Here is a 22,837-nt window from a genome sequence, read left to right as displayed (position 1 = left end):
GCCCTGCCAGGGGGAATGACGACCCCGTGGATGAAGTTGATACGATTAGACTCAAGTCATCTGACTCAGAGTCCTCAAGATCCCACACCCTGCAATTCCAGGAGGAATACCCATGGCACGTGCCGTCGGAATCGACCTCGGCACGACGAACTCCGTCGTCGCCGTGCTCGAAGGTGGAGAACCCACCGTCATCGCCAACGCCGAGGGCGCCCGCACCACCCCGTCGGTCGTCGCCTTCGCCAAGGACGGCGAGGTCCTGGCCGGCGAGGTCGCCAAGCGCCAGGGCGTCACGAACGTCGATCGCACCGTCCGCTCCGTCAAGCGCCACATGGGCACCGACTGGAGCGTCGAGATCGACGGCAAGACGTTCAACCCCCAGCAGATCTCCGCGTTCATCCTGCAGAAGCTCAAGCGCGACGCCGAGGCGTACCTCGGTGAGTCGGTCACGGACGCCGTCATCACGGTGCCCGCGTACTTCAACGACCACCAGCGCCAGGCCACCAAGGAGGCCGGCGAGATCGCGGGCCTCAACGTCAGCCGCATCATCAACGAGCCGACTGCTGCGGCCCTGGCCTACGGCCTCGACAAGGGCGACGACCAGACGATCCTCGTCTTCGACCTCGGCGGCGGCACGTTCGACGTGTCCCTCCTCGAGATCGGCGAGGGCGTCATCGAGGTGAAGGCCACCAGCGGCGACAACCACCTCGGCGGCGACGACTGGGACGAGAAGATCGTCGACTGGATCGTCACCCGCTTCAAGGGCAGCACGGGCCTCGACCTCACCAAGGACAAGATGGCCATGCCGCGCGTCCGTGAGGCCGCCGAGCGCGCCAAGATCGAGCTGTCGTCGAGCTCCTCGACGTCGATCAACCTGCCGTACATCACCGTCGACGCCGAGAAGAACCCCGTGTTCCTCGACGAGACGCTGACGCGTGCGGAGTTCGAGAAGATCACCGCCGACCTGCTCGAGCGCACCAAGGCGCCGTTCAACAACGTCATCAAGGACGCCGGCATCGACGTCTCGTCCATCGACCACGTCGTGCTCGTGGGTGGTTCCACCCGCATGCCCGCCGTCTCCGAGCTCGTGAAGCAGCTCACCGGCGGCAAGGAGCCCAACAAGGGCGTCAACCCCGACGAGGTCGTCGCCATCGGCGCCAGCCTGCAGGCCGGCGTGCTGAAGGGCGAGGTCAAGGACGTGCTCCTGCTCGACGTCACTCCGCTCAGCCTCGGCATCGAGACCAAGGGCGGCGTGATGACCAAGCTCATCGAGCGCAACACCACGATCCCGACCAAGCGGTCCGAGGTCTTCACCACGGCCGACGACAACCAGCCGTCCGTGGCGATCCAGGTCTACCAGGGCGAGCGCGAGATGGCCGCCGGCAACCAGCTGCTGGCCACGTTCGAGCTCACCGGCCTGCCGCCGGCGCCGCGTGGTGTGCCGCAGATCGAGGTCACCTTCGACATCGACGCCAACGGCATCGTCAACGTCTCCGCCAAGGACCGGGGCACCGGCAAGGAGCAGTCGATGACCATCACCGGCGGCTCGGCGCTGTCCAAGGAAGAGATCGACAAGATGGTCAAGGACGCCGAGCAGTACGCCGAGGAGGACCGCAAGCGCCGCGAGGCCGTCGAGACGCGGAACCAGGCCGAGACGCTCGCGCACACCACCGAGAAGTTCCTCGCCGAGAACGGCGACAAGGTGGGCGACGACGTCAAGACCGAGGTGCAGGCCGACCTCGATGCGCTGAACGAGGCGCTGAAGGGCGACGACGCCGACGCCGTGCAGGCCGCAGTGACCAAGCTCGGTGAGTCCAGCTCCAAGATGGGCGAGGCGATGTACGCCGCCGCTGCCGCGGAGCAGGCCGCTGCCGGTGACGCCGCTGGTGGAGCCGGTGACAGCGACGTTGCCGACGACGGGGACGTCGTGGATGCTGAGATCGTCGACGACGAGGACGAGTCCAAGTGACCCAGCCCTCCGAGTCGAACGAGGAGGCCCCTCCGACGCCTGAAGAGGCGCCGGAGGAGGCCCCGTCGGACGAGCCCGTCGAGGCGTCCGACGACACCAGCACGGAGCCGACCCTCGAGGAGCAGCTGGCCGAGCGCACCGCCGACCTGCAGCGGCTCCAGGCCGAGTACGTCAACTACCGCCGGCGCGTCGAGCGCGACCGTGCGGCGGCGCGCGGCCAGGGCGAGATCGCGGTCCTGCGCTCGCTGCTGACCGTGCTCGACGACATCGGCCGTGCCGAGGAGCACGGCGAGCTCGAGGGCGGCTTCAAGGCCGTGGCCGACGCGCTGCACCAGGCGCTGAAGTCGCACCACCTGGAGTCCTTCGGGGCCAAGGGCGACCCGTTCGACCCGCGGCTCCACGAGGCGCTCTTCCACGCGGGGGAGTCCGCCGACGTCGAGGTCACCACCATCGACTCGGTGGTGCGCACCGGCTACCGGGTGGGCGACGAGGTCGTCCGCCACGCGCAGGTCGGCGTCGTCGACCCGGCCTCCGCGGAACCGGTCGTCGAGCCTGTCGAAACGACTGAAGACGAGTAAGGGGGTGAGTTGTCGTGGCATCCAGTGACTGGGCGAGCAAGGACTTCTACAAGACGCTCGGGGTCTCCAAGACCGCGTCGCAGGCCGAGATCAAGAAGGCCTACCGGAAGCTGGCGCGCGACAACCACCCCGACTCCAACCCCGGCAACAAGGCCGCCGAGGAGCGCTTCAAGGAGGTCTCCGAGGCGTACGGCGTGCTGTCCTCGCCGGAGAAGCGCAAGGAGTACGACGAGCAGCGCACGCTGTTCGGGCAGTTTCGCGGCGGCTTCCAGGGCGCACCCGGGGGCGGCTTCGGCGCGGGTCCCGGCGTCGACTTCGACCTCAGCGACCTGCTGGGCGGCATCTTCGGCGGGGGCGGCGGTCGCGGCCGTGGGGGCCGCCGCGCGCCGCAGGGTCGTCGGGGCGACGACATCGAGACCGAGGCCACCATCACGTTCCAGCAGGCCGTCGAGGGGGCCACGCTCCCGCTGCGCATGACGTCCGACGATGCGTGCCCCACGTGTCACGGCACGGGCGCGCGACCGGGCACCGTCCCCAAGGTGTGCCCGAAGTGTCAGGGCAGCGGCATGCAGACCGGCACGAGCGGCGGCGTCTTCGCGATGACCGAGCCGTGCGACCAGTGCCGCGGTCGCGGCATGATCGTCGAGGACCCGTGCGCCACCTGCCACGGTTCCGGTCGTGCCCCGTCCAGCCGGACCCTCCAGGTCCGTGTCCCCGCCGGGGTGAAGGACGGCCAGCGCATCCGGTTGAAGGGCAAGGGGGGTCGCGGCGAGGGCCCGGCACCCGACGGCGACCTCTACCTCGTCGTGCACGTCGAGAAGCACAAGGTCTTCGGGCGCAAGGGCGACCATCTCACCATCACGGTGCCGGTCGCCTTCGACGAGGCCGCGCTCGGCGCGACCATCTCGGTGCCGACGCTCGACGGTCCGCCGGTCTCGATCAAGATTCCACCCGGCACGCCGAGCGGCCGCACGTTCCGCGCCAAGGGCAAGGGCGCGCCGATCAAGGGCAGTGCTGGAAAGAATGGGGGCCGCGGCGACCTCCTCGTCACCGTCGACGTGCAGGTGCCGCCCGAGCTCGACGACGAGGCGCGCGCCGCCGTGGAGGCCCTGCGCGCCGCCCGTGGCACCGACGATCCGCGTGCCACGCTGATGGAGGAGGCACGATGAGTCAGCCCTTGGGAGCGCCCGGACCGGAGGCGAAGGTCTTCGTGATCAGCGTCGCGGCCGAGCTGTCCGGCTTGCACCCGCAGACCCTTCGCACCTACGACCGCCTCGGTCTCGTCCAGGCCGGCCGCACCGGGGGCGGCGGTCGCCGCTACTCGCTGCGCGACATCGAGCTGCTCCGCCAGGTCGCCCGCCTCTCCGCGGAGGGCCTCGGCCTCGAGGGCGTCAAGCGCGTCATCGAGCTGGAGAACCAGGTCGCCGCGCTCCAGCAGAAGGTCGCGGAGCTGCAGGCTCAGCTGGCCACGGTCCAGAACCTCCCGGTCCCGATGCGGAGCACGCAGGTCACCCTCTGGCGCCAGCGCTGACCCACGTCACAGGCCGCGAGCGGTGAGGTTGCGGTCGAACGCGACCATGCGCACGGTGTCGACGTAGAAGTCCTCCTGGTGGACGATCTTCCCCCAGCGCGTGCGGCACTTCAGGATCGTGTGGTTCTCGTACACACGATTGCCCTGCTCGTCGTCGGCGTGGTCGTCGAAGGCGGCGAGGATCGTCATCGACCACGGCCAGCCGCCCGTCCAGAGGTCGGTGATCTCGCCCTTCAGGCCGTAGCGGACGAAGTCCTCGAGGAACCGTCCGATCTCGTCGCGGCCGCGGTAGGTGCCGGACCAGCGGTGGTCGCCCTCGGTGAAGACGAGGACGGCGTCCTTCGCGTAGCCGTTCAGCAAGGGGCGGTGGTCGCCGGCCGCCATGGTCGCGACGTCGCGCCGCAGCTTCGCCAACAGCAGTCGCGCGAAGACGATGCGCAGCACGACGAACCCGACGACGCCGATGAGGATCCCGATGACGATGCTCATGCCGTGATTGTCGAACTAAGGTTTCTCCATGGGCAAGACGATCCATGAAGGGCGGCAGAGCGTCCAGATCGACGGCGACTTCATCGTCTTCATCATCGGCGCCCGCCTCGGCCTGCGCGGGCTGCGTGCCGTCCGCCTGCTCTCGACGATGCGCAAGATGCTCAAGGAGGTCGAGGAGAACCCGGAGATCGGACTGCTCGGCTTCCACCAGCACGGTGGCCCGTTCGGGGTCATCGTGCAGTACTGGCGCTCGTTCGACGACCTCGAGCGCTACTCGCGGAGCATGGAGCGCCTGCACCGCCCCGTGTGGCTCGACTGGTACCGGCGGAAGCAGGACAAGAACCGGCACGCCGGCATCTGGCACGAGACCTACGCGGTCCGCGCCGGTGAGTACGAGGCCGTCTACCAGAACATGCCGGACATCGGGCTGATGAAGGCCGGGCGGGTGTTCCCCGTCGGGAGCGGCAGCGACACCGCCCGCACGCGGATCGGCCGCTAGCGCTTCTCGATCGGCGTCATCGGTGGAGCCATGTGGGTCAGCTCGGCGCCGCGGTGCGACCACGGGCTGGCCTTGAGCCACCGGTCGCCCATCGCCGTGCGCTGCCCGTCGCTCCACATCGGCGGCTTGCCGCGCGCCACGGTCAGGGTGCTCGCCGCGGTGACGATGGCGCCGGCGATGCCGCGACGACGCCAGTCCGGCTGGACGTAGACCTGGTCGCCCTCGCCGGTCTCCGGGTACCAGCGGACGGCGGCGACCTGGTCGGCGCTGGTCACCTCGACGTCCGCGAGCGACGTCCCGTCCAGCAGCGTGCCGTCGAGGACGTCGTGCCCCGTGAACGCGACGAGGCTGGTGGCCGGAGGCCTTCCGTCCGGTTCCGGCGCCTCCACGAACCACAGGGGTGGTGCCTTGGGCGCGGCCGCGCGCGGGATCTCGAGTCGGACGACGCGGCCGTCGGCGTCGAAGTGGGCGACGCAGTGGACATCGTTACCCGCGGCCTCACGCGCCTCCGCCTCGGGCAGCTCGACCCGCTCACCGCGTGCATGGGCGTCGGTGTGCACCCCGGCGAACCAGGCGAACGTCCCGTCCTCGCGGCGGGCCCAGCAGTGCCACCAGTCGGTGGCGGAGTCGTCAGTCGGTGACACTGAGCTCGAGACGCCGGCGGCTGCCGGCCGCGACGAGTGCGCCGCCACCGACGACCAGGGCGAGCCCGGTGCCGAGGACCCACGGGTCGCCGCCGCCGGTGTCGGGCAGGACGGCCTCAGGCTCCGGGCACCGCGTGACGTCGACCGTGGCGTCGGCGCTGCCGTTGTCCGTGGTGATGCGGTAGTCGAAGGAGTCGGAGCCGCTGAAGCTCGGGCTCGGCGCGAACCGGATCTTGCGGTCGTCGCCGCTGCCGGTGACGCTCGCGCTGCCCTGGTCCGGGTCGAGGGTCACCTCGAGGTCCGTCAGCGGGGCGCCGCGCAGGGTGTCGTTGTCCAGCACGTCGATGCTTACCGGCTCGCCCGGGTCGACGCAGGTCTCGTCGTCGGCGGCGTCAGGTGGCAGGGGCGCGTCGGTCAGGAGGATGTCGCCGCCGTTGAAGAGGCAGTTCTGGGACTCTTCCGGATCGCAGCTGGGCACGTCGATCTTGGTGCCGTCGACGATGCGCAACCCACCGTTGACGGTGATCTGTGTGATCGTGACCGAGTCGCCGAAGTTCGCCAGGACGAAGTCGTCCAGCGGTGTACCGCTGTCGCCGTTGAGACTTTCGCAGTACGTGGTGGTCGGGTCGACGTCGTCGACGAGCGTCGTCGTGCAGGTGGCGGTGACCTCGCCGCCGGGCACGTTGGGGCCGGTCTCCGTGATCCGGATCTGGCTGCCGAGTGTGGTGACGCCGTCGGGGACGTACCGGCCGTCCTCGATCTGCACGCCGACGCGGAACTTGTTGTAGCCGAAGTCGGGCTCGACGGCGGCAGCCACGGCTGCGGTCGAGCGCTTCTCCGGGGTCGGCTGCTCCGGCTCCTCGGCCGTCTCGCCACCGACAGCCGGGTCCGGCGTCTCCTCGACCCGGTCGTCCGCCGGGGGATCGGCGGGCTCGTCGCTGCCGGGATCGGCGGGCGTCTCAGGCGGCGGCGGGGTGTCCGCCGGCGGCGGGACCTCGACGGTCTGGTCGGCCGGGTCCGGCGTCGTGCCGGTGTCGTCGGCGAGCGCAGCGGGCGCGAGCGTGAGCGCGGACCCCATGACGGCGGCCGCGGCGACGCCGACGGTCGCGGTGGCGCGACGCAGCCGAGCGTGAAGATGACGGTTCCGCATAGATCCCCCTGCGGCCAAGGCCCGAGATCGTCCCGAGACCTCCTGATCATGCTCGTCCGTCGGGCGCTCCTGCAAGCAGTTCAGGACAACTCGGCAGGAATTCCGCGGTACAGCTCGGTCCGGGCGATGACGCGATCACGCTCGTCCGTGTTCGCCGTGCGCCGGGGATCGGCCATGTACGACTCGAACCCTGCCTCGTCGGCGAACGTGATGACCTGCATCTCGGTTGGTGCCGCTGGGTCGTCGCTGCGCAGTCGGGCGTCGACGCGGCCGCCGTGGTCCGGCAGAAGCGCAAGCACGTCGTCCTCGTACGCCGTGAGGTCGTCGGCGAGTCCGGCGTGCGCCCAGAGCAGGACGCCGAAGGTGATGGCCATGACGCGATTCTCTCCCGCTGCGATCGAGGCCGGTCTCGGTAGGTTGGACCTGTGTTCGCCAAGATCCTCGTCGCCAACCGCGGCGAGATCGCCGTGCGGGCGTTCCGGGCGGCGCACGAGCTGGGCGCCCACACCGTCGCGGTGTTCCCGTACGAGGACCGCGGATCCGAGCACCGGGTGCGTGCCGACGAGGCGTACGAGATCGGGGAGCGTGGCCACCCGGTGCGCGCGTACCTCGATCCGGAGGCGATCGTCGGCGCGGCGAAGCGGGCCGGCGCCGACGCCGTCTACCCCGGGTACGGCTTCCTGTCGGAGAACCCCGAGCTGGCCGAGGCGTGCGCCGACGCCGGCATCACGTTCATCGGTCCGCCCGCGTCGGTGCTCGAGCTCACCGGCAACAAGGCGCGCGCCATCGCTGCCGCCCGAGAGGCCGGCGTCCCGGTGCTCGCGTCGGTCGAGCCGTCCGACGACGCGGCCACGCTGGTCGAGGCCGCGGCCGAGCTGACGTACCCGCTGTTCGTGAAGGCCGTCGCCGGCGGTGGCGGACGCGGCATGCGGCGCGTCACGGATCCCGACAAGCTTCGCGACGCCGTGGAGTCCGCGATGCGCGAGGCCGACGGCGCCTTCGGCGACCCCACCTGCTTCATCGAGGAGGCGGTGGTCGACGCCCGGCACATCGAGGTGCAGATCCTCGCGGACACCGACGGGAACGTCGTCCACCTGCGCGAGCGCGACTGCTCGGTGCAGCGGCGCCACCAGAAGGTCGTCGAGATCGCGCCCGCACCGAACATCGACCGCGACACCCGCAAGGCGATGTGCGCGGACGCCGTCCGGTTCGCCGAGTCGATCGGCTACTCGTGCGCCGGCACCGTCGAGTTCCTGCTCGGTGCTGATGGCCGGTACGTCTTCATCGAGATGAACCCGCGCATCCAGGTGGAGCACACGGTCACCGAGGAGGTCACGAACGTCGACCTCGTCCAGGCGCAGATGCGAATCGCAGCGGGCGCCTCGCTCGCCGACCTCGGCCTCGACGTGCAGGAGAACATCAAGGCCCGCGGCTTCGCGCTGCAGTGCCGCATCACCACCGAGGACCCGGGCAACGAGTTCCGGCCCGACACCGGCGTCATCAGCGCGTACCGCTCGCCCGGCGGCCCGGGCGTGCGCCTCGACGGCGGCACCACGTACACCGGCGCCGAGATCAGCGCGCACTTCGACTCGATGCTCAGCAAGATGACGTGTCGCGGCCGCGACTTCGACGCCGCCGTCACCCGCGCCCGCCGGGCGCTGGGCGAGTTCCACGTCGGCGGGGTGTCCACCAACATCGGCTTCCTGCAGGGCCTGCTGGCGCACCCGGACTTCGTGGCCGGCCACGTCACCACCAGCTTCATCGACGAGCACCCTGAGCTGCTGCAGGTGCAGCCTCCCGCCGAGGAGAGCGAGCGGCTGCTCGGTTTCCTCGCCGACGTCACGGTCAACCAGCCGCACGGCCCCGCGCCGGTCAGCGTCGACCCGCGGACGAAGCTGCCCTCCGTCGAGGGGGAACCGCCCGCGGGGTCGCGGCAGAAGCTGTTGGAGGTCGGGCCCACGGAATGGGCTCGCGCGCTCCGGGAGTCGACGACCGTCGGCGTCACCGACACCACGTTCCGCGACGCGCACCAGTCGTTGCTGGCCACGCGGGTGCGAACGCGTGATCTCCTCGAGGTCGCCCCGGTCGTCGCGCGCACCACCCCGCAGCTGCTCAGCGTCGAGTGCTGGGGCGGCGCCACGTACGACGTCGCGCTGCGCTTCCTGCACGAGGACCCGTGGGAGCGGCTCGCCGCCCTGCGCGAGGCGATGCCCAACCTGTGCCTGCAGATGCTGCTGCGCGGGCGCAACACCGTCGGTTACACGCCGTACCCCACCGCCGTCACCGAGGCGTTCGTCCGGGAGGCCACCGCCACCGGCATCGACGTGTTCCGCATCTTCGACGCCCTCAACGACGTGGCACAGATGCGGCCGGCCATCGAGGCCGTCCGCGAGACCGGGCAGGCCGTCGCCGAGGTGGCCCTCTGCTACACCGGCGACCTGTCCGACCCCGGCGAGACGCTCTACACGCTCGACTACTACTTGACCCTCGCCGAGAAGATCGTCGACGCCGGGGCCCACGTCCTCGCGATCAAGGACATGGCCGGCCTCCTGCGGGTGCCGGCCGCGCGCACGCTGGTCACCGCGCTGCGCGAGCGGTTCGACCTGCCGGTCCACCTGCACACCCACGACACCCCGGGCGGTCAGCTGGCCACGCTCGTCGCCGCGATCGACGCCGGAGTCGACGCCGTCGACGCCGCGTCGGCACCGCTGGCCGGCACCACGAGCCAGCCGCCGATGTCGGCTCTCGTCGCGGCCACCGACCACACCGACCGCACCACGGGACTCGACATCGCGGCGGTCAATGCGCTGGAGCCGTACTGGGAGGCGGTCCGCCGGTTGTACGCGCCGTTCGAGTCCGGGCTGCCCGGACCCACCGGCCGCGTCTACCGGCACGAGATCCCCGGCGGGCAGCTGTCCAACCTGCGCCAGCAGGCCATCGCGCTCGGCCTCGGCGAGAAGTTCGAGCAGATCGAGGACATGTACGCCGCGGCCAACGACCTGCTCGGCAACATCGTCAAGGTGACGCCGTCCAGCAAGGTCGTCGGCGACCTCGCCCTGCACCTCGTCGCGGCCGACGCCGATCCCGCCGAGTTCGAGGCGGACCCCACGTCGTTCGACATCCCCGACTCCGTGATCGGGTTCCTCTCCGGCGAGCTGGGCGACCCGCCCGGCGGCTGGCCCGAGCCGTTCCGCAGCAAGGCGCTCGAGGGCCGCAACGCCAAGCCGCGGGTCACCGAGCTCAGCGTCGAGGAGTCGTCCGCCCTGGGCTCCGACGACGCCGGCACCCGTCGCGCGACGCTCAACCGGCTGCTGTTCCCCGGCCCGACCGACGACTACGAGAAGGCCCGCGCGGAGCACGGCGACCTGGCGGCCGTCCCCACGGACGCTTTCCTCTACGGCCTGCGCCCGGACGAGGAGACCGAGGTCGTCCTGGGCGAGGGCACGCTGCACCTGTTCGGCGTCGAGGCCGTGGGCGAGCCCGACGAGCGCGGCATGCGCAACGTGCTGGGCACCGTGAACGGCCAGCTCCGGCCCACCGAGGTGCGCGACCGGTCCGTCGACGCCGCGGTCGCGACAGCGGAGAAGGCAGAACCTTCGGACCCCAAGCAGGTGGCCGTGCCGTTCGCGGGCGTCGTGCACGCGGTGGTGGCGGAGGGCGACCGGGTCGAGGCCGGGCAGACCGTCGCGACGATCGAGGCCATGAAGATGGAGGCCTCGATCACTGCGCCGTCCGCCGGCACCGTCGAGCGGCTGGTCATCGCCGACACCCGGCAGGCCGAGGGCGGCGACCTCCTGCTGGTCCTTGCCTAGTCCTCGACGGTCGTCTTGACGGCGACGTCCCACGGCGTGGGGGCGAGTCCCAGCTCGGCCTCGCTCGCGGAGGAGTCCATGACCAGCGGTCGCTCGAACATGTACAGCATCTCCGCGATGCCGCCGGTCTCCGCGTGCACGCGTCCGACGAGGCGGACGACCCAGGAGGGGAGCCTGCCGACCTTCGGCGTGGGACGCCCGGCGGCGTTCGCGTAGTCCGTGGCGATCTCCCGCTGCGTGCGGGGAGCGTTGGTCGGGGCGAAGAGGATGCGGTCACCCTGCGGCGGCAGCTCGGACGCGGCGATCATCGCGGCGGCGAGGTCCGGCAGGTAGGTCCAGCTGTGCGGCAGGTCGACCGACCCGAGGGCCCGGAAGGTGCCGCCACGTGTGGCCGGCTCGAGCATCCGGTCGCCGGCGTGGGCCCTGGCGCCGGCGCCGGGACCGAAGTAGTCCGACGCCACGACGCTGATGGTGCGAGCCGGGGAGGCCGCGCGGGCAGCCAGGAGCTCCCGGCGGATCGCCGGCTTCCCGCCATTGGTCGAGCGGGGCCCGGACTCGGTGATGACGCCCGAGGTGTCGAACGCGTACAGGCTCTCCGGGAACACGACGACCGCGCCGACCTGCTCGGCGACGTCGAGCACGACCTGCTCCGCGTACGGCAGCTCGCGGCGCCACACGTCCGCGACGTAGGCCGACGCGTGGATGCAGTGGTGGATGACGTCGGCGTCGCGTGCGGCCTTCAGGAGGGCGTCGCGGTCGGTGACGTCGACCTTCCGGCGCTCGACCAGCGGGTGGTCCGGACCGGACCCGGAGCGCGTCAGGATGCGCACGGCGACGCCGCGGTCGGCGTACTGGCGGGCGATGGTGCTGCCGATGGGGCCGGCTCCGGTGATGACGATGGTCATGATCTCTCCAAACTGTGAGCGGTGCTCTCCGTTTCGATCGTGACACGGCCGGGACAGGAAAACAAGAGCAGTGCTCACATTTGTGTCATGATCGGGTCATGACCGGGACACCGCGGCAGCTCGCGCGCGAGCAGACCATGCGCGACATCGTCCGGATCGGCCGCGAGCAGCTCGCCTCCGTCGGTCCGGCGGACCTGTCGCTCCGCGCCGTCGCTCGCGAGCTCGGGGTCGTCTCCTCGGCCGTCTACCGGTACGTCCGCAGCCGCGACGAGCTGCTCACCCTGCTGATCATCGACGCCTATGACGAGATGGCCGACGAGGTCGACGCCGCTCTGGCGGACGCGCCCACGGCGCCCCGGGCGCAGCTGCACGCGCTGGCGTCCGCGGTGCGCGACTGGGCGGTACGGGAACCGTCGCGGTACGCGCTGCTCTACGGCACGCCGGTGCCTGGGTACGACGCGCCCGCCGAGCGCACCACCGAGCCCGGGACGCGCGTGGTCATGTCGCTGATCGCGATCCTGGAGATCGCGTTCGCGGAGGGGCACGTCGAGCACGAGCCGCGGCGCCTCGCGCGCTCGGTGCGCCGCGACCTCGACGCGATCCGGCGCGAGTACGCCCTCACGATGCCCGCCGACCTGCTGAGCCGGGGGTTCGCCGTCTGGTCCGGGCTGTTCGGGGCCGTCTCGTTCGACGTCTTCGGGCAGTACGGCCCGGGGACGTTCTCGGACCCGGCCGCGTTCTTCGAGCACCAGGTCGACGCACTCGCCGACCTCGTCGGCCTCAGTTGACCGCGATCTCCTCGGCGCCGGTCATGGCGAGCAGCTCGTCGTAGGTGGTGGAGAAGATCGCCGCGGGATGGCCGGCGGCGGCCCAGATCTCGTCGTACTGACGCAGGGTCGGGTCCAGGTACGTGCGGATCTCGCGCGGGTGAGCGATCGGGGAGACGCCACCGATCACCTGGCCGGTGTGCTCGCGCACGAACTGGGGCGTGGCCCGCTCGAGCGCCGCGAGGCCGATGGTCCGCGTGACCTTCGTGGTGTCGACGCGGTGCCCGCCGGACGTGAGGATCAGGACCGGCACGTCCTCGCCGTCGTGCTGGACGCCGACGAAGACCAGGCTGTTCGCGATCGCGCCGACCTCGCACCCCACGGCCTCGGCCGCGAGCGCGGCCGTGTGGACGGAGTCCGGGAGGACGACGATCCGCCCGGTGCCGCCCCGCTCCTTGAGAACGGCGCGGAAGTGGGAGATGGACGGGTGCTCGCTCACGGAGGCACCGTACCTCTAGTACTGCGAGAGGGACTTGTCGGCGCCGCGCATGATGAGTCGCGAGATGGCCCGGGTCGTGCGCGGGTTCCGCCGCGCCATCCGGACCCGAGTCCGGTCGAGCGGGCCGAGGTGCTCGTCGACGGACCTGGCCACCGGCTGCGGGTCGACGCCCTCGCCCTCGAGCGCGAACAACGGCCACGTGCCCGGCACGCCCTTCAGCTCGTGCTCCCCGCGCGGGACGAATCGGAAGCCGGAGCCGAACACCAGATCCTTGATGGTCGACGACACGAGCACCTCGCCCCCGCCGGCAGCCGCGCCGATGCGGGCGCCGAGATTCACGGCCATGCCGCCGATGTCGCCGTCGGGGTAGAGCTCCACCTCGCCGGTGTGGACTCCGGCGCGGACCGCGATCCCCAGCTCGCCGACCTCGTCGACGATCGACTTCGCGCAGCGGAGCGCCCGGGCGGGTCCGTCGAACGTGGACAGGAAGCCGTCCCCGATCGTCTTGATCTCGCGGCCTCGGTGGGTGTCGAGCGCCTCCCGCACCAAGGTGTTGTGCTGGTCGAGCAGCCGCCGCCAGGCGTCGTCGCCCAGCTGGGCGTTCTGACTGGTCGACGACACGATGTCGGTGAAGAGCACCGTCGACAGCCCGCGTTCCGGCTCCACCTCGTGCCTGCTGCCGGTGAGGAACTCCTCGATCGCGTTGACGTAGGCGGTCGTGTTGCCCACCCACGGCAGGTGGTCGTCGCCCTCCAGCACCACGAGACGGCCGTCGGGGACCCCGTCGGCGATCTCGCGGGCGTACTCGAGGGGGATCGCCTCCTCGGCACGGTGCACCGCGAGCACGGGCGCCTGCACCGACGGGAGCACCGGCCGGATGTCGATGTTCTTGACGAAGTCCACCAGGGATCGCGCCATGTGCGGGCTGGCGGACGCGCGCTCCAGGAAGCCGAGGGAGCGCCGGAGCAGCGCGCTGGACCGTCGCAGCCCGGGGGACAGCTCGATCGAGACCTGTCCGGTGCCCCACACCTGCGACCCGTCCTCGAGCATCCGCATCATCTCGGACCCGGGCTCGACGTGGCCGAACGATCCGCACACCACGACGGCGTTGGTCCGCTCGGGGTAGGTGGCGGCGAACAGCAGGGAGAGGGGACCGCCCTCGGAGATCCCGATGATGGCTGCGCGGTCCATCCCGACGGCGTCCATGACGGCGCGGATGTCGTCCATCCGTGCGTCGAGCTGCGCCGCCCCGGGAGTCGGGTCGGAGAGGCCGGTGCCGCGCTTGTCGAAGGTCACGACGCGACCGAAGGCGGCGAAGCGCTCCATGAAGTCGCAGAACAGGTCGAACGTGAAGAACAGGTCGAGGTGGGAGAAGATCCCGGGCACGACGACGAGGTTCATCGGCCCGTCGCCGAACACGCGGTAGGCGACGTCGACCTCGCCCGCGTGCGCGTACTTCGTCTCACCGAAGTCCATGAATCCCAGGGTAGAACCGGAACTCGGGTCGAGCCGTCGTTTGCGGCACTCGCCTCAGTTGACCTGGCGCTCGCTGTCCTTCCAGAACGTCTCGCGCAGCTTGAACTTCTGCAGCTTGCCGGTGGCCGTGCGTGCCAGCTCCTCCCGGAACTCGACGCGCTTCGGGCACTTGTAGCCCGCGAGGTTCTCCCGGCAGTGGGCGATGAGCTCGGCCTCGGTGACCTGGCCAGCCTCGGGGTCGAGCACGACGAGCGCGGTGACGAGCTCGCCCCACTTCTCGTCGGGGATGCCGATGACGGCGACCTCCGTGACGGCCGGGTGCGACATCAGGGCGTCCTCGACCTCGATCGACGAGACGTTCTCGCCGCCGGAGATGATGACGTCCTTCTTGCGGTCGGAGATCGAGACGTAGCCGTCCTCGAACGTGCCGCCGTCGCCGGTGTGGAACCAGTTGTCCGCCTGCGCCTCGGCGGTGGCCTCCGGGTTCTCCCAGTACGCCTCGAGGTTGTGGTTGCTCTGCGCCAGCACCTCACCCTCGTCGTCGACCGTGATGCGCACCCCGACGGCCGGGGCGCCTGCGCGGCCCAGGAGACGAGCCTGCTCGTGCGGGTCGAGGTCGTCCCACTCCGCGCGCATGCGGCTCATCGTGAGCAGCGGCGACGTCTCGGTGAGCCCGTAGATCTGGATGAACTCCCAGCCGAGCTCCTCGCGGACGCGCTCGATCGTGCGGGTGGGCGGCGGGGCGCCGGCGACGATGATGCGCACGCGGTCGCGGCCGGGGATCTCGCCGGCCCACGTCTTGGCGCCCTCGAGCGCGGCCGCGACGACGGCCGGTGCTGCGCAGAGGTAGGTGACGCCGTGCTGGTCGATTCTGCGGAGGATCTCGGTGCCGTCGACCTGGCGGAGGACGACGTGCTTCGCACCCATGGCGGTGGCCGCGAACGGCATTCCCCAGCCGTTGGCGTGGAACATCGGCAGCGTGTGCAGGTACACGTCGCGGTCGTCGACCGACGCCTGCCAGCCGAACACCACGGCGTTGAGCCAGTTGTTGCGGTGCGTCAGCTGGACGCCCTTGGGTCGGGCCGTGGTGCCTGACGTGTAGTTGATCGTCGCCGTGGCGCTCTCGTCGCCGTCCCACGGCTGCGGGTCGGCCGAGGAGGACCAGATTTTGTCGTCGTCCTGGCCGAGGACGAACGAGCGCTCGCACTCCACCTCGTCGATCAGGTGCTTCAGCGCGGGGTCCACCATCAGCACCTCGGCGCCGGAGTGCTCCACGATGTACCGCACCTCGGGCACGGACAGCCGGAAGTTGACCGGCACCAGGATGCGGCCCCAGCCGCTGACCCCGAAGAACGACGTCAGGAAGCGCGCGGAGTTCTGCGAGACGATCGCGACGCGTCCGCCCACCGGGACGCCCATCTCGTCGAGCGTCGCGGCCTGCGACCTGGCGCGACGGGCGAGCTCGGCGTACGTGATCTCGCCCCAGGAGTCGGCCGGCTGGTCCGGCTCGTCGACCACCGCCACCCGGTCCGGGTAGACCGTCTCGGCGCGATCGAGGAAGTCACGGATGGTGAGCGGAAAGAACATCAGACCCTCCCTGGATGGTTCCTTCCATCCTGCACCCGGTCACCCGGAGGACGCACGCCACTCGTCGGCTAGCAGGGCGTAGCCGAAGCCGTCGCGCCAGCCGAGCTCGGCGTGCAGGGACTCGTTGACGTTGTGCTGCTCGCGGCGCATGCCGACGCGCTCCATCAGCCGCCACGACGGCTCGTTGTCGGCGAAGCACAGGGCGATGACGCGGCGCAGGCCGAGGCCGTCGAAGCAGATGCCGAACAGGGCGCGCACCGCCTCGGTGGCCAGTCCGCGGCCGCCGACCGCGGGGTCGAACGTCCAGCCGAGCTCGGCCTGGCACTTCGCCACCTGGTCCTTCACCTCGTGCTGGGCCCAGCCGTCCTCGAGCTTCACCATCAGGTCACCGACGATGCGGCCCTCGTGCTCGACGACGAGGGCATCGTCGATCCGCTCCTCACCGAAGAACGACTCCACCCAGGCGTCGTGCTCGGGCGAGAAGCTGCCGGTCCAGCGGCTGACCTCCGGCAGCTGCCGGTACGTCCAGACCGCCTCGGCATCCTCGACGCGGGCGGGCCGCAGCTCGAGGCGCTCGGTGCGGACCGGCCAGGTGAGGTCGGCGAGCGTCGTGGTCATGATCGGACCTTAGCCGCGCGTGTCTCGTCGGTCTGCGCGCGACGGCGCGTGAAGATGGATCCATGCGCATCCCGGCGGCCGCGGCCCTCTCGCTCGTGGTCGTGCTCGGCGCCTGCGGTGGCGGCGGTGACGACACCGCCGAGCCGACCCCGACCCCGACGAGGACGACGGCCTCGCCGTCGCCGGCGGCCTCGAAGGTCACTGGGAAGCCGGCCCCGGCGGACCTCGCCAGCTTCCGGTGCGCCAAGAACGCCGACGGCCGCTGGAACGCGATCGCCGTCGTCAAGAACGGCACGAAGAAGGCGCAGGACTACCAGATCACCGTGCACGTCGGTCCCGCCGAGGGGGAGGCGTCACCGGCCCGCACCCAGAGCGTCGGCCGCGTCAACGCCGGCGGGTCGGTGACCGTCAAGGTGCTGAAGATCCCCGCCTCGGCGCCCGACGGCCCCTGCCAGGTACAGCTGCTCGCGAACCCGGTCTAGCGCGCGAGGTGGCGGCCGATGACGAGCCGCTGGATCTGGTTGGTGCCCTCGAAGATCTGCATGACCTTCGCCTCGCGCATGTAGCGCTCCACGGGGAAGTCACGGGTGTAGCCGGCTCCGCCGAGCACCTGGACGGCGTCGGTGGTCACCTTCATCGCGTTGTCGGTGCACACCAGCTTGGCGATGGAGGCCTGCCGGCTGAACGGCCGGCCGGCGTCCTTCATCCGTGCGGCGGCGAGGTACGTCGCGCGTCCCGACTCGACCGCGGCCGCCATGTCGGCCAGCACGAACGTCAAGCCCTGGTGCTCGATGATGGGCTTGCCGAACGTCTCGCGCTCCTTGGCGTACGCGACGGCGACCTCGAGCGCCTGCTGCGCCAGCCCGGTGGCGACGGCCGCGATGCCGAGCCGGCCGGCGTCGAGGGCCGCGAGGGCGATCTGCAGGCCTTGGCCCTCCTCGCCGAGGCGGCGCTCGGCCGGGATGCGCACGTCGTCGAACATCATCGTCGCCGTGGTGGAACCGGTGAGACCCATCTTCTGCTCGGGGTTGTCGGCGGTGAGCCCGTCCACGTCGGCCGGGACGAGGAAGCAGGTGATGCCGCCCTCGGCCCGGGCCATCAGCTTGTAGTAGTCGGCCTTGCCGCCGTGCGTCGTCCAGGCCTTGACGCCGTTGATGACGTAGTCGTTGCCGTCCCGCACGGCCGTCGTCCGCATCGCCGACGGGTCCGAGCCCGCGTGCGGCTCCGAGAGGCAGTAGGCGCCCAGCAGCTCACCGGACAGCATCTCCGGCAGCCAGCGCTGCTTCTGCTCCTCCGTGCCCGCGGTGAACAGCCCGAAGCACGACAGCGCGTGCACGCTCACCCCGACGCCGATGCTGGCCGATCCGGAGGCGATCTCCTCCAGCGCCTGCAGGTACACCTCGTACGGCTGACCACCGCCGCCGTACTCCTCCGGGTAGGGGAGGCTCATCAGCCCCGCGGCGCCCAGCGTCCGGAACCGCTCCCGGGGGAACGCGGAACGAGCCTCGGTGTCGTTGACGCGCGGCCGGATCTCCTTGTCGACGATCGCGCGCGTCAGGTCGATCAGGTCCTGCGCCTCCTCGGTGGGCATGAGGCGGTCGGCGGGCATCCTTCGCTCCTGTCTGACGATCTACGCCCTCAGTATGGTCGGCGCCCCATACAGTGGAGAGGTGACCACGACCGAGTCCTCCTCGGGCGTCGAGGAGCTGGCGAGCGTCGTCATCCGATTTGCCGGAGACTCCGGCGACGGGATGCAGCTGACCGGCGACCGATTCACCCAGGAGTCGGCGGTGTTCGGGAACGACATCGCCACGCTGCCGAACTTCCCTGCCGAGATCCGCGCGCCGCAGGGCACGCTCCCCGGCGTCTCGTCGTTCCAGCTGCACCTGGCCGACCACGACATCCTCACGCCCGGCGACACCCCCGACGTCCTGGTGGCGATGAACCCGGCGGCGCTGAAGGTGAACCTCGGCGACCTCCGCCGCGGTGGAACGATCATCGTCGACACCCATGACTTCACCGACCGGAACCTCTCCAAGGCCGGCTACGCCTCCAACCCCTTGGAGGACGGCTCGCTCGACGACTACGTCGTGCACGCCATCGACCTCACCGGCATGACCGTCGCGTCGGTCGAGGAGTTCGACCTCGGCCGCAAGGACGCCGCCCGGTCGAAGAACATGTTCGCCCTCGGGCTCGTGTCCTGGATGTACGGCCGCGAGACCGACACCACCGCGGCGTTCATCTCCGCACGGTTCGCGGCCGCGCCGGACGTGCGCGACGCCAACATCGCGGCCCTCACGGCGGGCTACAACTTCGGCGAGACCACCGAGGCGTTCGGCGTCCGGTACGAGATCGGCCCCGCGCCGATGAGGACCGGCACGTACCGCAGCATCACCGGCAACCTCGCGCTGGCGTACGGGATCGTCGCGTCCGGCGTGACGTCCGGCCTGCCGGTGTTCCTCGGCAGCTACCCGATCACCCCGGCGTCGGACATCCTGCACGAGCTCAGCAAGCACAAGCGCTTCGGCGTCACCACGTTCCAGGCCGAGGACGAGATCGCCGGCATCGGCGCCGCCCTCGGGGCGTCGTTCGGCGGCGCTCTCGGCTTCACCACCACGTCGGGTCCGGGCGTCTCGCTGAAGTCGGAGACCATCGGCCTCGCGGTGATGCTGGAGCTGCCGCTCGTCGTCGTGTGCGTGCAGCGCGGCGGCCCGTCCACCGGCCTGCCCACCAAGACCGAGCAGGCCGACCTGCTGCAGGCGATGTTCGGCCGCAACGGCGAGGCGCCGGTGCCGATCGTCGCGCCGCAGTCACCGGCCGACTGCTTCGACGCCGCGCTCGAGGCCGCGCGCATCGCCGTCACCTACCGGACGCCGGTGATCCTGCTCTCCGACGGCTACCTCGCCAACGGCTCCGAGCCGTGGCTCGTGCCCGACGTCGAGGCATTGCCCGCCATCGAGCCGCGGTTCGCCACCGCGCCGCAGAACGGCGACGGGCCGTTCCAGCCGTACGCCCGCGACGCGGCCACGCTGGCCCGTCCATGGGCCGTGCCCGGCGTCGCCGGCCTGGAGCACCGCATCGGCGGGCTCGAGAAGGCCGACGGGTCGGGAGACATCTCCTACGACCCCGACAACCACGACCTGATGGTCCGGCTGCGGCAGGAGAAGGTCGACCGCGTGGCCCAGGACGTCGGCCCCACGTTCGTCGACGACCCCGACGGCGACGCCCGCGTGCTCGTCATCGGCTGGGGCTCGAGCTTCGGCCCGATCGGCGCGGCGTGCCGAGCGGTCCGCGCGTCCGGCATCTCCGTCGCGCAGGCGCACCTGCGCCACCTGAACCCGTTCCCGGCCGACCTCGGCGACGTGCTGCAGCGCTACGACCGGGTGCTCGTGCCGGAGATGAACCTCGGACAGCTGCGCATGCTCCTGCGAGCGAAGTACCTGGTCGACGCCGTCGGCCACAACCGCATGCGGGGGTTGCCACTGCACGTCGACGAGCTGGTCGAGGTCATCACGACGCTCGAGAAGGAGACCCGATGACGATCGAGCTCGAGCTCACCGCGAAGGACTTCTCCAGCGACCAGGAGGTCCGCTGGTGCCCCGGCTGCGGCGACTACGCCATCCTCAAGGCCGTCCAGGGATTCCTGCCCGACCTCGGCCTGCGCCGCGAGAACATCGTGTTCATCTCCGGCATCGGCTGCGCCGCTCGCTTCCCGTACTACCTCGACACGTACGGCATGCACTCCATCCACGGCCGCGCGCCGGCCATCGCCACCGGGCTCGCCACCACGCGGAGCGACCTCTCCGTCTGGGTCGTGACGGGTGACGGTGACGCGCTGTCGATCGGCGGCAACCACCTGATCCACGCGATGCGCCGCAACGTGAACATGACGATCCTGCTGTTCAACAACCGCATCTACGGACTCACCAAGGGCCAGTACTCGCCCACGTCGGAGCCCGGCAAGGTCACCAAGTCGACGCCCATGGGGTCGGTCGACCACCCGTTCAACCCGGTCACGCTGGCGCTCGGCGCGGAGGCCACGTTCGTCGCCCGCACCGTCGACTCCGACCGCAAGCACCTGACGTCGGTGCTCTCGGCGGCCGCCGCGCACCGGGGCACCGCGCTCGTGGAGATCCTGCAGAACTGCCCGATCTTCAACGACGGCGCCTTCGACGCGGTCAAGAAGCCGGACACGAAGGACGACGCGATCATCCCGCTGGTCGAGGGTGAGCCCATCCGCTTCGGCACCGACGGGCGTCGCGGCGTGGTCCGCGACCCCGAGGGCGGCGTGCGCGTGGTCGACGTCGACGACGTCGGGGAGGACGCGCTGCTCGTGCACCGGGTCGGCCTCGCCGACCCGAGCACGGCCTTCGCGCTCTCCCAGCTCAGCGGCGCGGGCGTGCTGCAGCAGACGCCGATCGGCATCTTCCGCCAGGTGGACCGCCCGACCTACGACGACCTCGCCCGCGAGCAGCTCGAGACGGCTGGGGCGGACACGCCGGACACCAAGGCGGCGCTCGGCGCGCTCCTCGCCGGCCACGACACCTGGACGGTCGCCTAGTCCTCGGTGAGCGGGGGCAGCAGCCAGGTGGGGACGCGCTCGCGGCGCATCTCCATGGCGCCCTCGCCGTCGCGCCGGAACGTGACCCGGGTGTCGTCGGGCTCAGGAGCGTCGTCGGTGCAGAGGGCGAACGCGGACTGGATCTGCACCGCCATGCGCGCCAGCGCCGCGAGGTCCTGGTGGGAGTGCTCGCGGACGCCGAGGTCGGTCTGGCCGATCGCGTCGAGTCCGTGCGCGGCGAGCACCTGCAGCAGCATGCCGATCTCGACGCCGTAGCCGGAGACGAACGGCAGCCGCATCATCGGGCCGCGCACGAACGCGGTCTCGCCGGCCAGCGGCTGGACCACCGCGGACAGCTCCGGGGCGAGCCGGCGCAGCAGCGGTCGCGCGACCAGCTCGGTGACTCGTCCGCCGCCGCCCTGGTCCGACGGCCGGTCGTAGAACGCCTTGACGAGGACCAACGACGGATCGCTGATCAGGGCGTCGACGAGCCGCACGACGTACGCGGGGTCGAACGCCCGGACGTCGGAGTCCAGGAACACCCCGACGTCGCCGGTCATGCGGGACAGACCCGCCTGGAGCGCCTCGCCCTTGCCGCCGTCGCGGCCGTGTCGCGGCACGCGGTGCACGATCGCGCCCGACGACCCGGCGCGGATCGTGGTGGCGTCGGTGGAGCGGGAGTCGACCACGATGATCTCGTGCACGAGTGGGATCTCGTCGACGAGCTGCTCGCGAATCGTGGTGACGATCTGGCCGATCGTCGACTCCTCGTTGCGGGCGGGCAGCACGACGCTGACCTGCCGGCCGCGGAGTCGTGCGGCCACCGCGGCGGCGTCATCGGTGCTCGGCAGGGTACGGCGGCGGAACCAGGCCGCTGCCTCGCTAGACAAGGCCGCGCACCGTTCGTGCGGGGGTCCGGTCGCCGGTGATGCTGGCGGTCATCTCCAGCACGCGCCGGGTGGCGACGACGTCGTGCGCGCGGAACGCGGCGCACCCCGCGGCGGCGGCCAGCGCCGTGGCGGCGAGAGTGCCCTCCAGGCGCTCGTCGGGCGGCAGTCCGAGCGTCTCCCCGATGAAGTCCTTGCGCGAGAGCGCCATCAGCACCGGCCACCCGGTGGCGACGAGCTCGTCGACGCGGCGCAGCAGCGCGAGGCCGTGCCAGGTGTTCTTGCCGAAGTCGTGGGTGGGGTCGATGAGGACGCCGTCGCGCGGGACGCCGCGGTCGACCGCCGCCTCCGCCGCCCGGGTCGTCTCGGCGATCACGTCGGCCACCACGTCGTCGTACGCCACCCGGTGCGGCCGGGTGCGCGGCTCGGCCCCGCCGGTGTGCGAGCAGACGTAGCCCGCACCGGCCTCGGCCGCGACGTCGACGAGCTCGGGGTCGGCGCCCTGCCAGGTGTCGTTGACGATGTCCGCGCCCACGGCGAGGCACTGGCGGCCGACCTCGGCCCGCCAGGTGTCGATGCTGATGACCACGTCGGGGAACTCGCCGCGCACGCGCTCGATGAACGGCACCGTGCGGAGTGATTCCTCCGTGGGATCGACCACGTCGCCGGGGCCGGCCTTCACGCCGCCGACGTCGATGATGTCCGCCCCGTCACCGACGGCTCGGCGGACGGCCTCCAGGGCGACGGTGGGCTCGAACGTGGCGCCCTTGTCGTAGAACGAGTCCGGCGTGCGGTTGACGATCGCCATGACCAGCGCCCGGTCGCGCACGACCCGGCGCCCACGGAACGTCAGGTCGGTCGGCACCCC

General features: G+C 71.1%; 22 protein-coding genes. 10 read left to right on the top strand and 12 right to left on the bottom strand.

From position 1 onward, the window contains the following. Nucleotides 1–112 precede the first annotated feature (112 nt). Genes dnaK through FHP06_RS12565 form a run of 4 tightly spaced genes read left to right on the top strand, consistent with a single transcriptional unit; the run spans nt 113 to nt 4,075 of the window. Nucleotides 113–1,966: a molecular chaperone DnaK gene (gene dnaK / locus FHP06_RS12580; protein WP_147687142.1), complete on the top strand. Its 1,854-nt coding sequence runs from the start codon at nt 113–115 to the stop codon at nt 1,964–1,966. Then, entirely contained in the window at nt 1,963–2,544 is a 582-nt protein-coding gene (grpE, locus tag FHP06_RS12575) for a nucleotide exchange factor GrpE (RefSeq protein ID WP_147687141.1), read from the top strand. The genes dnaK and grpE overlap by 4 nt, the downstream gene beginning before the upstream one ends. 14 nt (nt 2,545–2,558) lie before the next feature. Beyond that, the gene (gene dnaJ / locus FHP06_RS12570; RefSeq protein WP_147687140.1) at nt 2,559–3,713 is read left to right on the top strand and encodes a molecular chaperone DnaJ; all 1,155 of its coding nucleotides are present in this window, start codon (nt 2,559–2,561) and stop codon (nt 3,711–3,713) included. Then, nucleotides 3,710–4,075, top strand: coding sequence for a heat shock protein transcriptional repressor HspR (locus FHP06_RS12565; protein WP_147687139.1), 366 nt, complete (start codon nt 3,710–3,712; stop codon nt 4,073–4,075). The genes dnaJ and FHP06_RS12565 overlap by 4 nt, the downstream gene beginning before the upstream one ends. 6 nt (nt 4,076–4,081) lie before the next feature. On the opposite strand, the gene FHP06_RS16130 is transcribed toward FHP06_RS12565, so the two are convergent. Beyond that, nucleotides 4,082–4,564 carry a nuclear transport factor 2 family protein gene (locus FHP06_RS16130; protein ID WP_222706475.1) on the bottom strand — a complete coding sequence of 161 codons (483 nt, stop codon included), beginning with the start codon at nt 4,562–4,564 and terminating at the stop codon, nt 4,082–4,084. Between the two features lie 28 nt (nt 4,565–4,592). Here FHP06_RS16130 and FHP06_RS12555 point away from each other — a divergent pair, with 28 nt between their 5' ends. Beyond that, entirely contained in the window at nt 4,593–5,063 is a 471-nt protein-coding gene (locus FHP06_RS12555; protein WP_147687138.1) for a monooxygenase family protein, read from the top strand. Here the strand turns inward: FHP06_RS12555 and FHP06_RS12550 are convergent. The 3 genes from FHP06_RS12550 to FHP06_RS12540 form a co-directional block, all read right to left on the bottom strand. Further along, nucleotides 5,060–5,707 (bottom strand): GNAT family N-acetyltransferase, encoded by a 648-nt coding sequence (locus tag FHP06_RS12550; RefSeq protein ID WP_147687137.1) that lies wholly within the window; start codon nt 5,705–5,707, stop codon nt 5,060–5,062. The two genes, FHP06_RS12555 and FHP06_RS12550, sit on opposite strands and share 4 nt — an antisense overlap. After that, the gene (locus tag FHP06_RS16050) at nt 5,694–6,857 is read right to left on the bottom strand and encodes an Ig-like domain-containing protein (RefSeq protein ID WP_187271920.1); all 1,164 of its coding nucleotides are present in this window, start codon (nt 6,855–6,857) and stop codon (nt 5,694–5,696) included. The genes FHP06_RS12550 and FHP06_RS16050 overlap by 14 nt, the downstream gene beginning before the upstream one ends. Nucleotides 6,858–6,937: 80 nt before the next feature. Beyond that, nucleotides 6,938–7,231, bottom strand: a complete 294-nt coding sequence (locus FHP06_RS12540; protein WP_147687136.1) for a hypothetical protein — start codon at nt 7,229–7,231, stop codon at nt 6,938–6,940. Nucleotides 7,232–7,282: 51 nt separating this feature from the next. Here FHP06_RS12540 and FHP06_RS12535 point away from each other — a divergent pair, with 51 nt between their 5' ends. Then, nucleotides 7,283–10,669 (top strand): pyruvate carboxylase, encoded by a 3,387-nt coding sequence (locus tag FHP06_RS12535; protein WP_147687135.1) that lies wholly within the window; start codon nt 7,283–7,285, stop codon nt 10,667–10,669. On the opposite strand, the gene FHP06_RS12530 is transcribed toward FHP06_RS12535, so the two are convergent. Continuing rightward, on the bottom strand, nt 10,666–11,574 hold the full coding sequence (locus tag FHP06_RS12530) for an NAD-dependent epimerase/dehydratase family protein (RefSeq protein ID WP_147687134.1): 909 nt from the start codon (nt 11,572–11,574) through the stop codon (nt 10,666–10,668). The two genes, FHP06_RS12535 and FHP06_RS12530, sit on opposite strands and share 4 nt — an antisense overlap. Before the next feature lie 98 nt (nt 11,575–11,672). Here FHP06_RS12530 and FHP06_RS12525 point away from each other — a divergent pair, with 98 nt between their 5' ends. After that, nucleotides 11,673–12,362, top strand: a complete 690-nt coding sequence (locus tag FHP06_RS12525; RefSeq protein ID WP_147687133.1) for a TetR/AcrR family transcriptional regulator — start codon at nt 11,673–11,675, stop codon at nt 12,360–12,362. On the opposite strand, the gene FHP06_RS12520 is transcribed toward FHP06_RS12525, so the two are convergent. From FHP06_RS12520 to FHP06_RS12505, 4 genes are read right to left on the bottom strand one after another with little or no spacing between them, the layout of a single operon-like run. Further along, nucleotides 12,355–12,840 carry a YbaK/EbsC family protein gene (locus FHP06_RS12520; RefSeq protein WP_147687132.1) on the bottom strand — a complete coding sequence of 162 codons (486 nt, stop codon included), beginning with the start codon at nt 12,838–12,840 and terminating at the stop codon, nt 12,355–12,357. The genes FHP06_RS12525 and FHP06_RS12520 overlap by 8 nt on opposite strands. Nucleotides 12,841–12,855: 15 nt before the next feature. Next, on the bottom strand, nt 12,856–14,316 hold the full coding sequence (locus FHP06_RS12515) for an adenylate/guanylate cyclase domain-containing protein (RefSeq protein WP_147687131.1): 1,461 nt from the start codon (nt 14,314–14,316) through the stop codon (nt 12,856–12,858). 54 nt (nt 14,317–14,370) lie between these two features. Then, complete coding sequence (locus tag FHP06_RS12510; protein ID WP_147687130.1) at nt 14,371–15,903, bottom strand: AMP-binding protein; 1,533 nt, start codon at nt 15,901–15,903, stop codon at nt 14,371–14,373. A gap of 39 nt (nt 15,904–15,942) precedes the next feature. After that, nucleotides 15,943–16,521 (bottom strand): GNAT family N-acetyltransferase, encoded by a 579-nt coding sequence (locus FHP06_RS12505; protein WP_147687129.1) that lies wholly within the window; start codon nt 16,519–16,521, stop codon nt 15,943–15,945. Nucleotides 16,522–16,583: 62 nt separating this feature from the next. On the opposite strand from FHP06_RS12505, the gene FHP06_RS12500 reads away from it, so the two are divergent. Continuing rightward, the gene (locus tag FHP06_RS12500) at nt 16,584–17,003 is read left to right on the top strand and encodes a hypothetical protein (protein WP_147687128.1); all 420 of its coding nucleotides are present in this window, start codon (nt 16,584–16,586) and stop codon (nt 17,001–17,003) included. On the opposite strand, the gene FHP06_RS12495 is transcribed toward FHP06_RS12500, so the two are convergent. Beyond that, complete coding sequence (locus FHP06_RS12495; protein WP_147687127.1) at nt 17,000–18,130, bottom strand: acyl-CoA dehydrogenase family protein; 1,131 nt, start codon at nt 18,128–18,130, stop codon at nt 17,000–17,002. The genes FHP06_RS12500 and FHP06_RS12495 overlap by 4 nt on opposite strands. Nucleotides 18,131–18,164: 34 nt before the next feature. On the opposite strand from FHP06_RS12495, the gene FHP06_RS12490 reads away from it, so the two are divergent. Together FHP06_RS12490 and FHP06_RS12485 are read left to right on the top strand one after the other, a co-directional pair. After that, nucleotides 18,165–20,060, top strand: a complete 1,896-nt coding sequence (locus tag FHP06_RS12490) for a 2-oxoacid:acceptor oxidoreductase subunit alpha (RefSeq protein ID WP_147687126.1) — start codon at nt 18,165–18,167, stop codon at nt 20,058–20,060. Then, nucleotides 20,057–21,082, top strand: a complete 1,026-nt coding sequence (locus tag FHP06_RS12485) for a 2-oxoacid:ferredoxin oxidoreductase subunit beta (RefSeq protein ID WP_147687125.1) — start codon at nt 20,057–20,059, stop codon at nt 21,080–21,082. Before FHP06_RS12490 ends, FHP06_RS12485 begins: the two co-directional genes overlap by 4 nt. On the opposite strand, the gene FHP06_RS12480 is transcribed toward FHP06_RS12485, so the two are convergent. Then, the gene (locus FHP06_RS12480) at nt 21,079–21,972 is read right to left on the bottom strand and encodes a glucosyl-3-phosphoglycerate synthase (protein ID WP_147687124.1); all 894 of its coding nucleotides are present in this window, start codon (nt 21,970–21,972) and stop codon (nt 21,079–21,081) included. The two genes, FHP06_RS12485 and FHP06_RS12480, sit on opposite strands and share 4 nt — an antisense overlap. Further along, nucleotides 21,965–22,834 carry a dihydropteroate synthase gene (folP, locus tag FHP06_RS12475; RefSeq protein WP_230973506.1) on the bottom strand — a complete coding sequence of 290 codons (870 nt, stop codon included), beginning with the start codon at nt 22,832–22,834 and terminating at the stop codon, nt 21,965–21,967. Before folP ends, FHP06_RS12480 begins: the two co-directional genes overlap by 8 nt. Nucleotides 22,835–22,837 lie beyond the last annotated feature (3 nt).

The sequence above is a fragment of the Aeromicrobium terrae genome (genome assembly GCF_008039565.1).
GTDB classification, from domain to species: Bacteria; Actinomycetota; Actinomycetes; order Propionibacteriales; family Nocardioidaceae; genus Aeromicrobium; species Aeromicrobium terrae.
The sequence above is the reverse complement of the archived record's forward strand: the minus strand, read 5'-3'. Positions and strand labels throughout refer to the sequence as shown.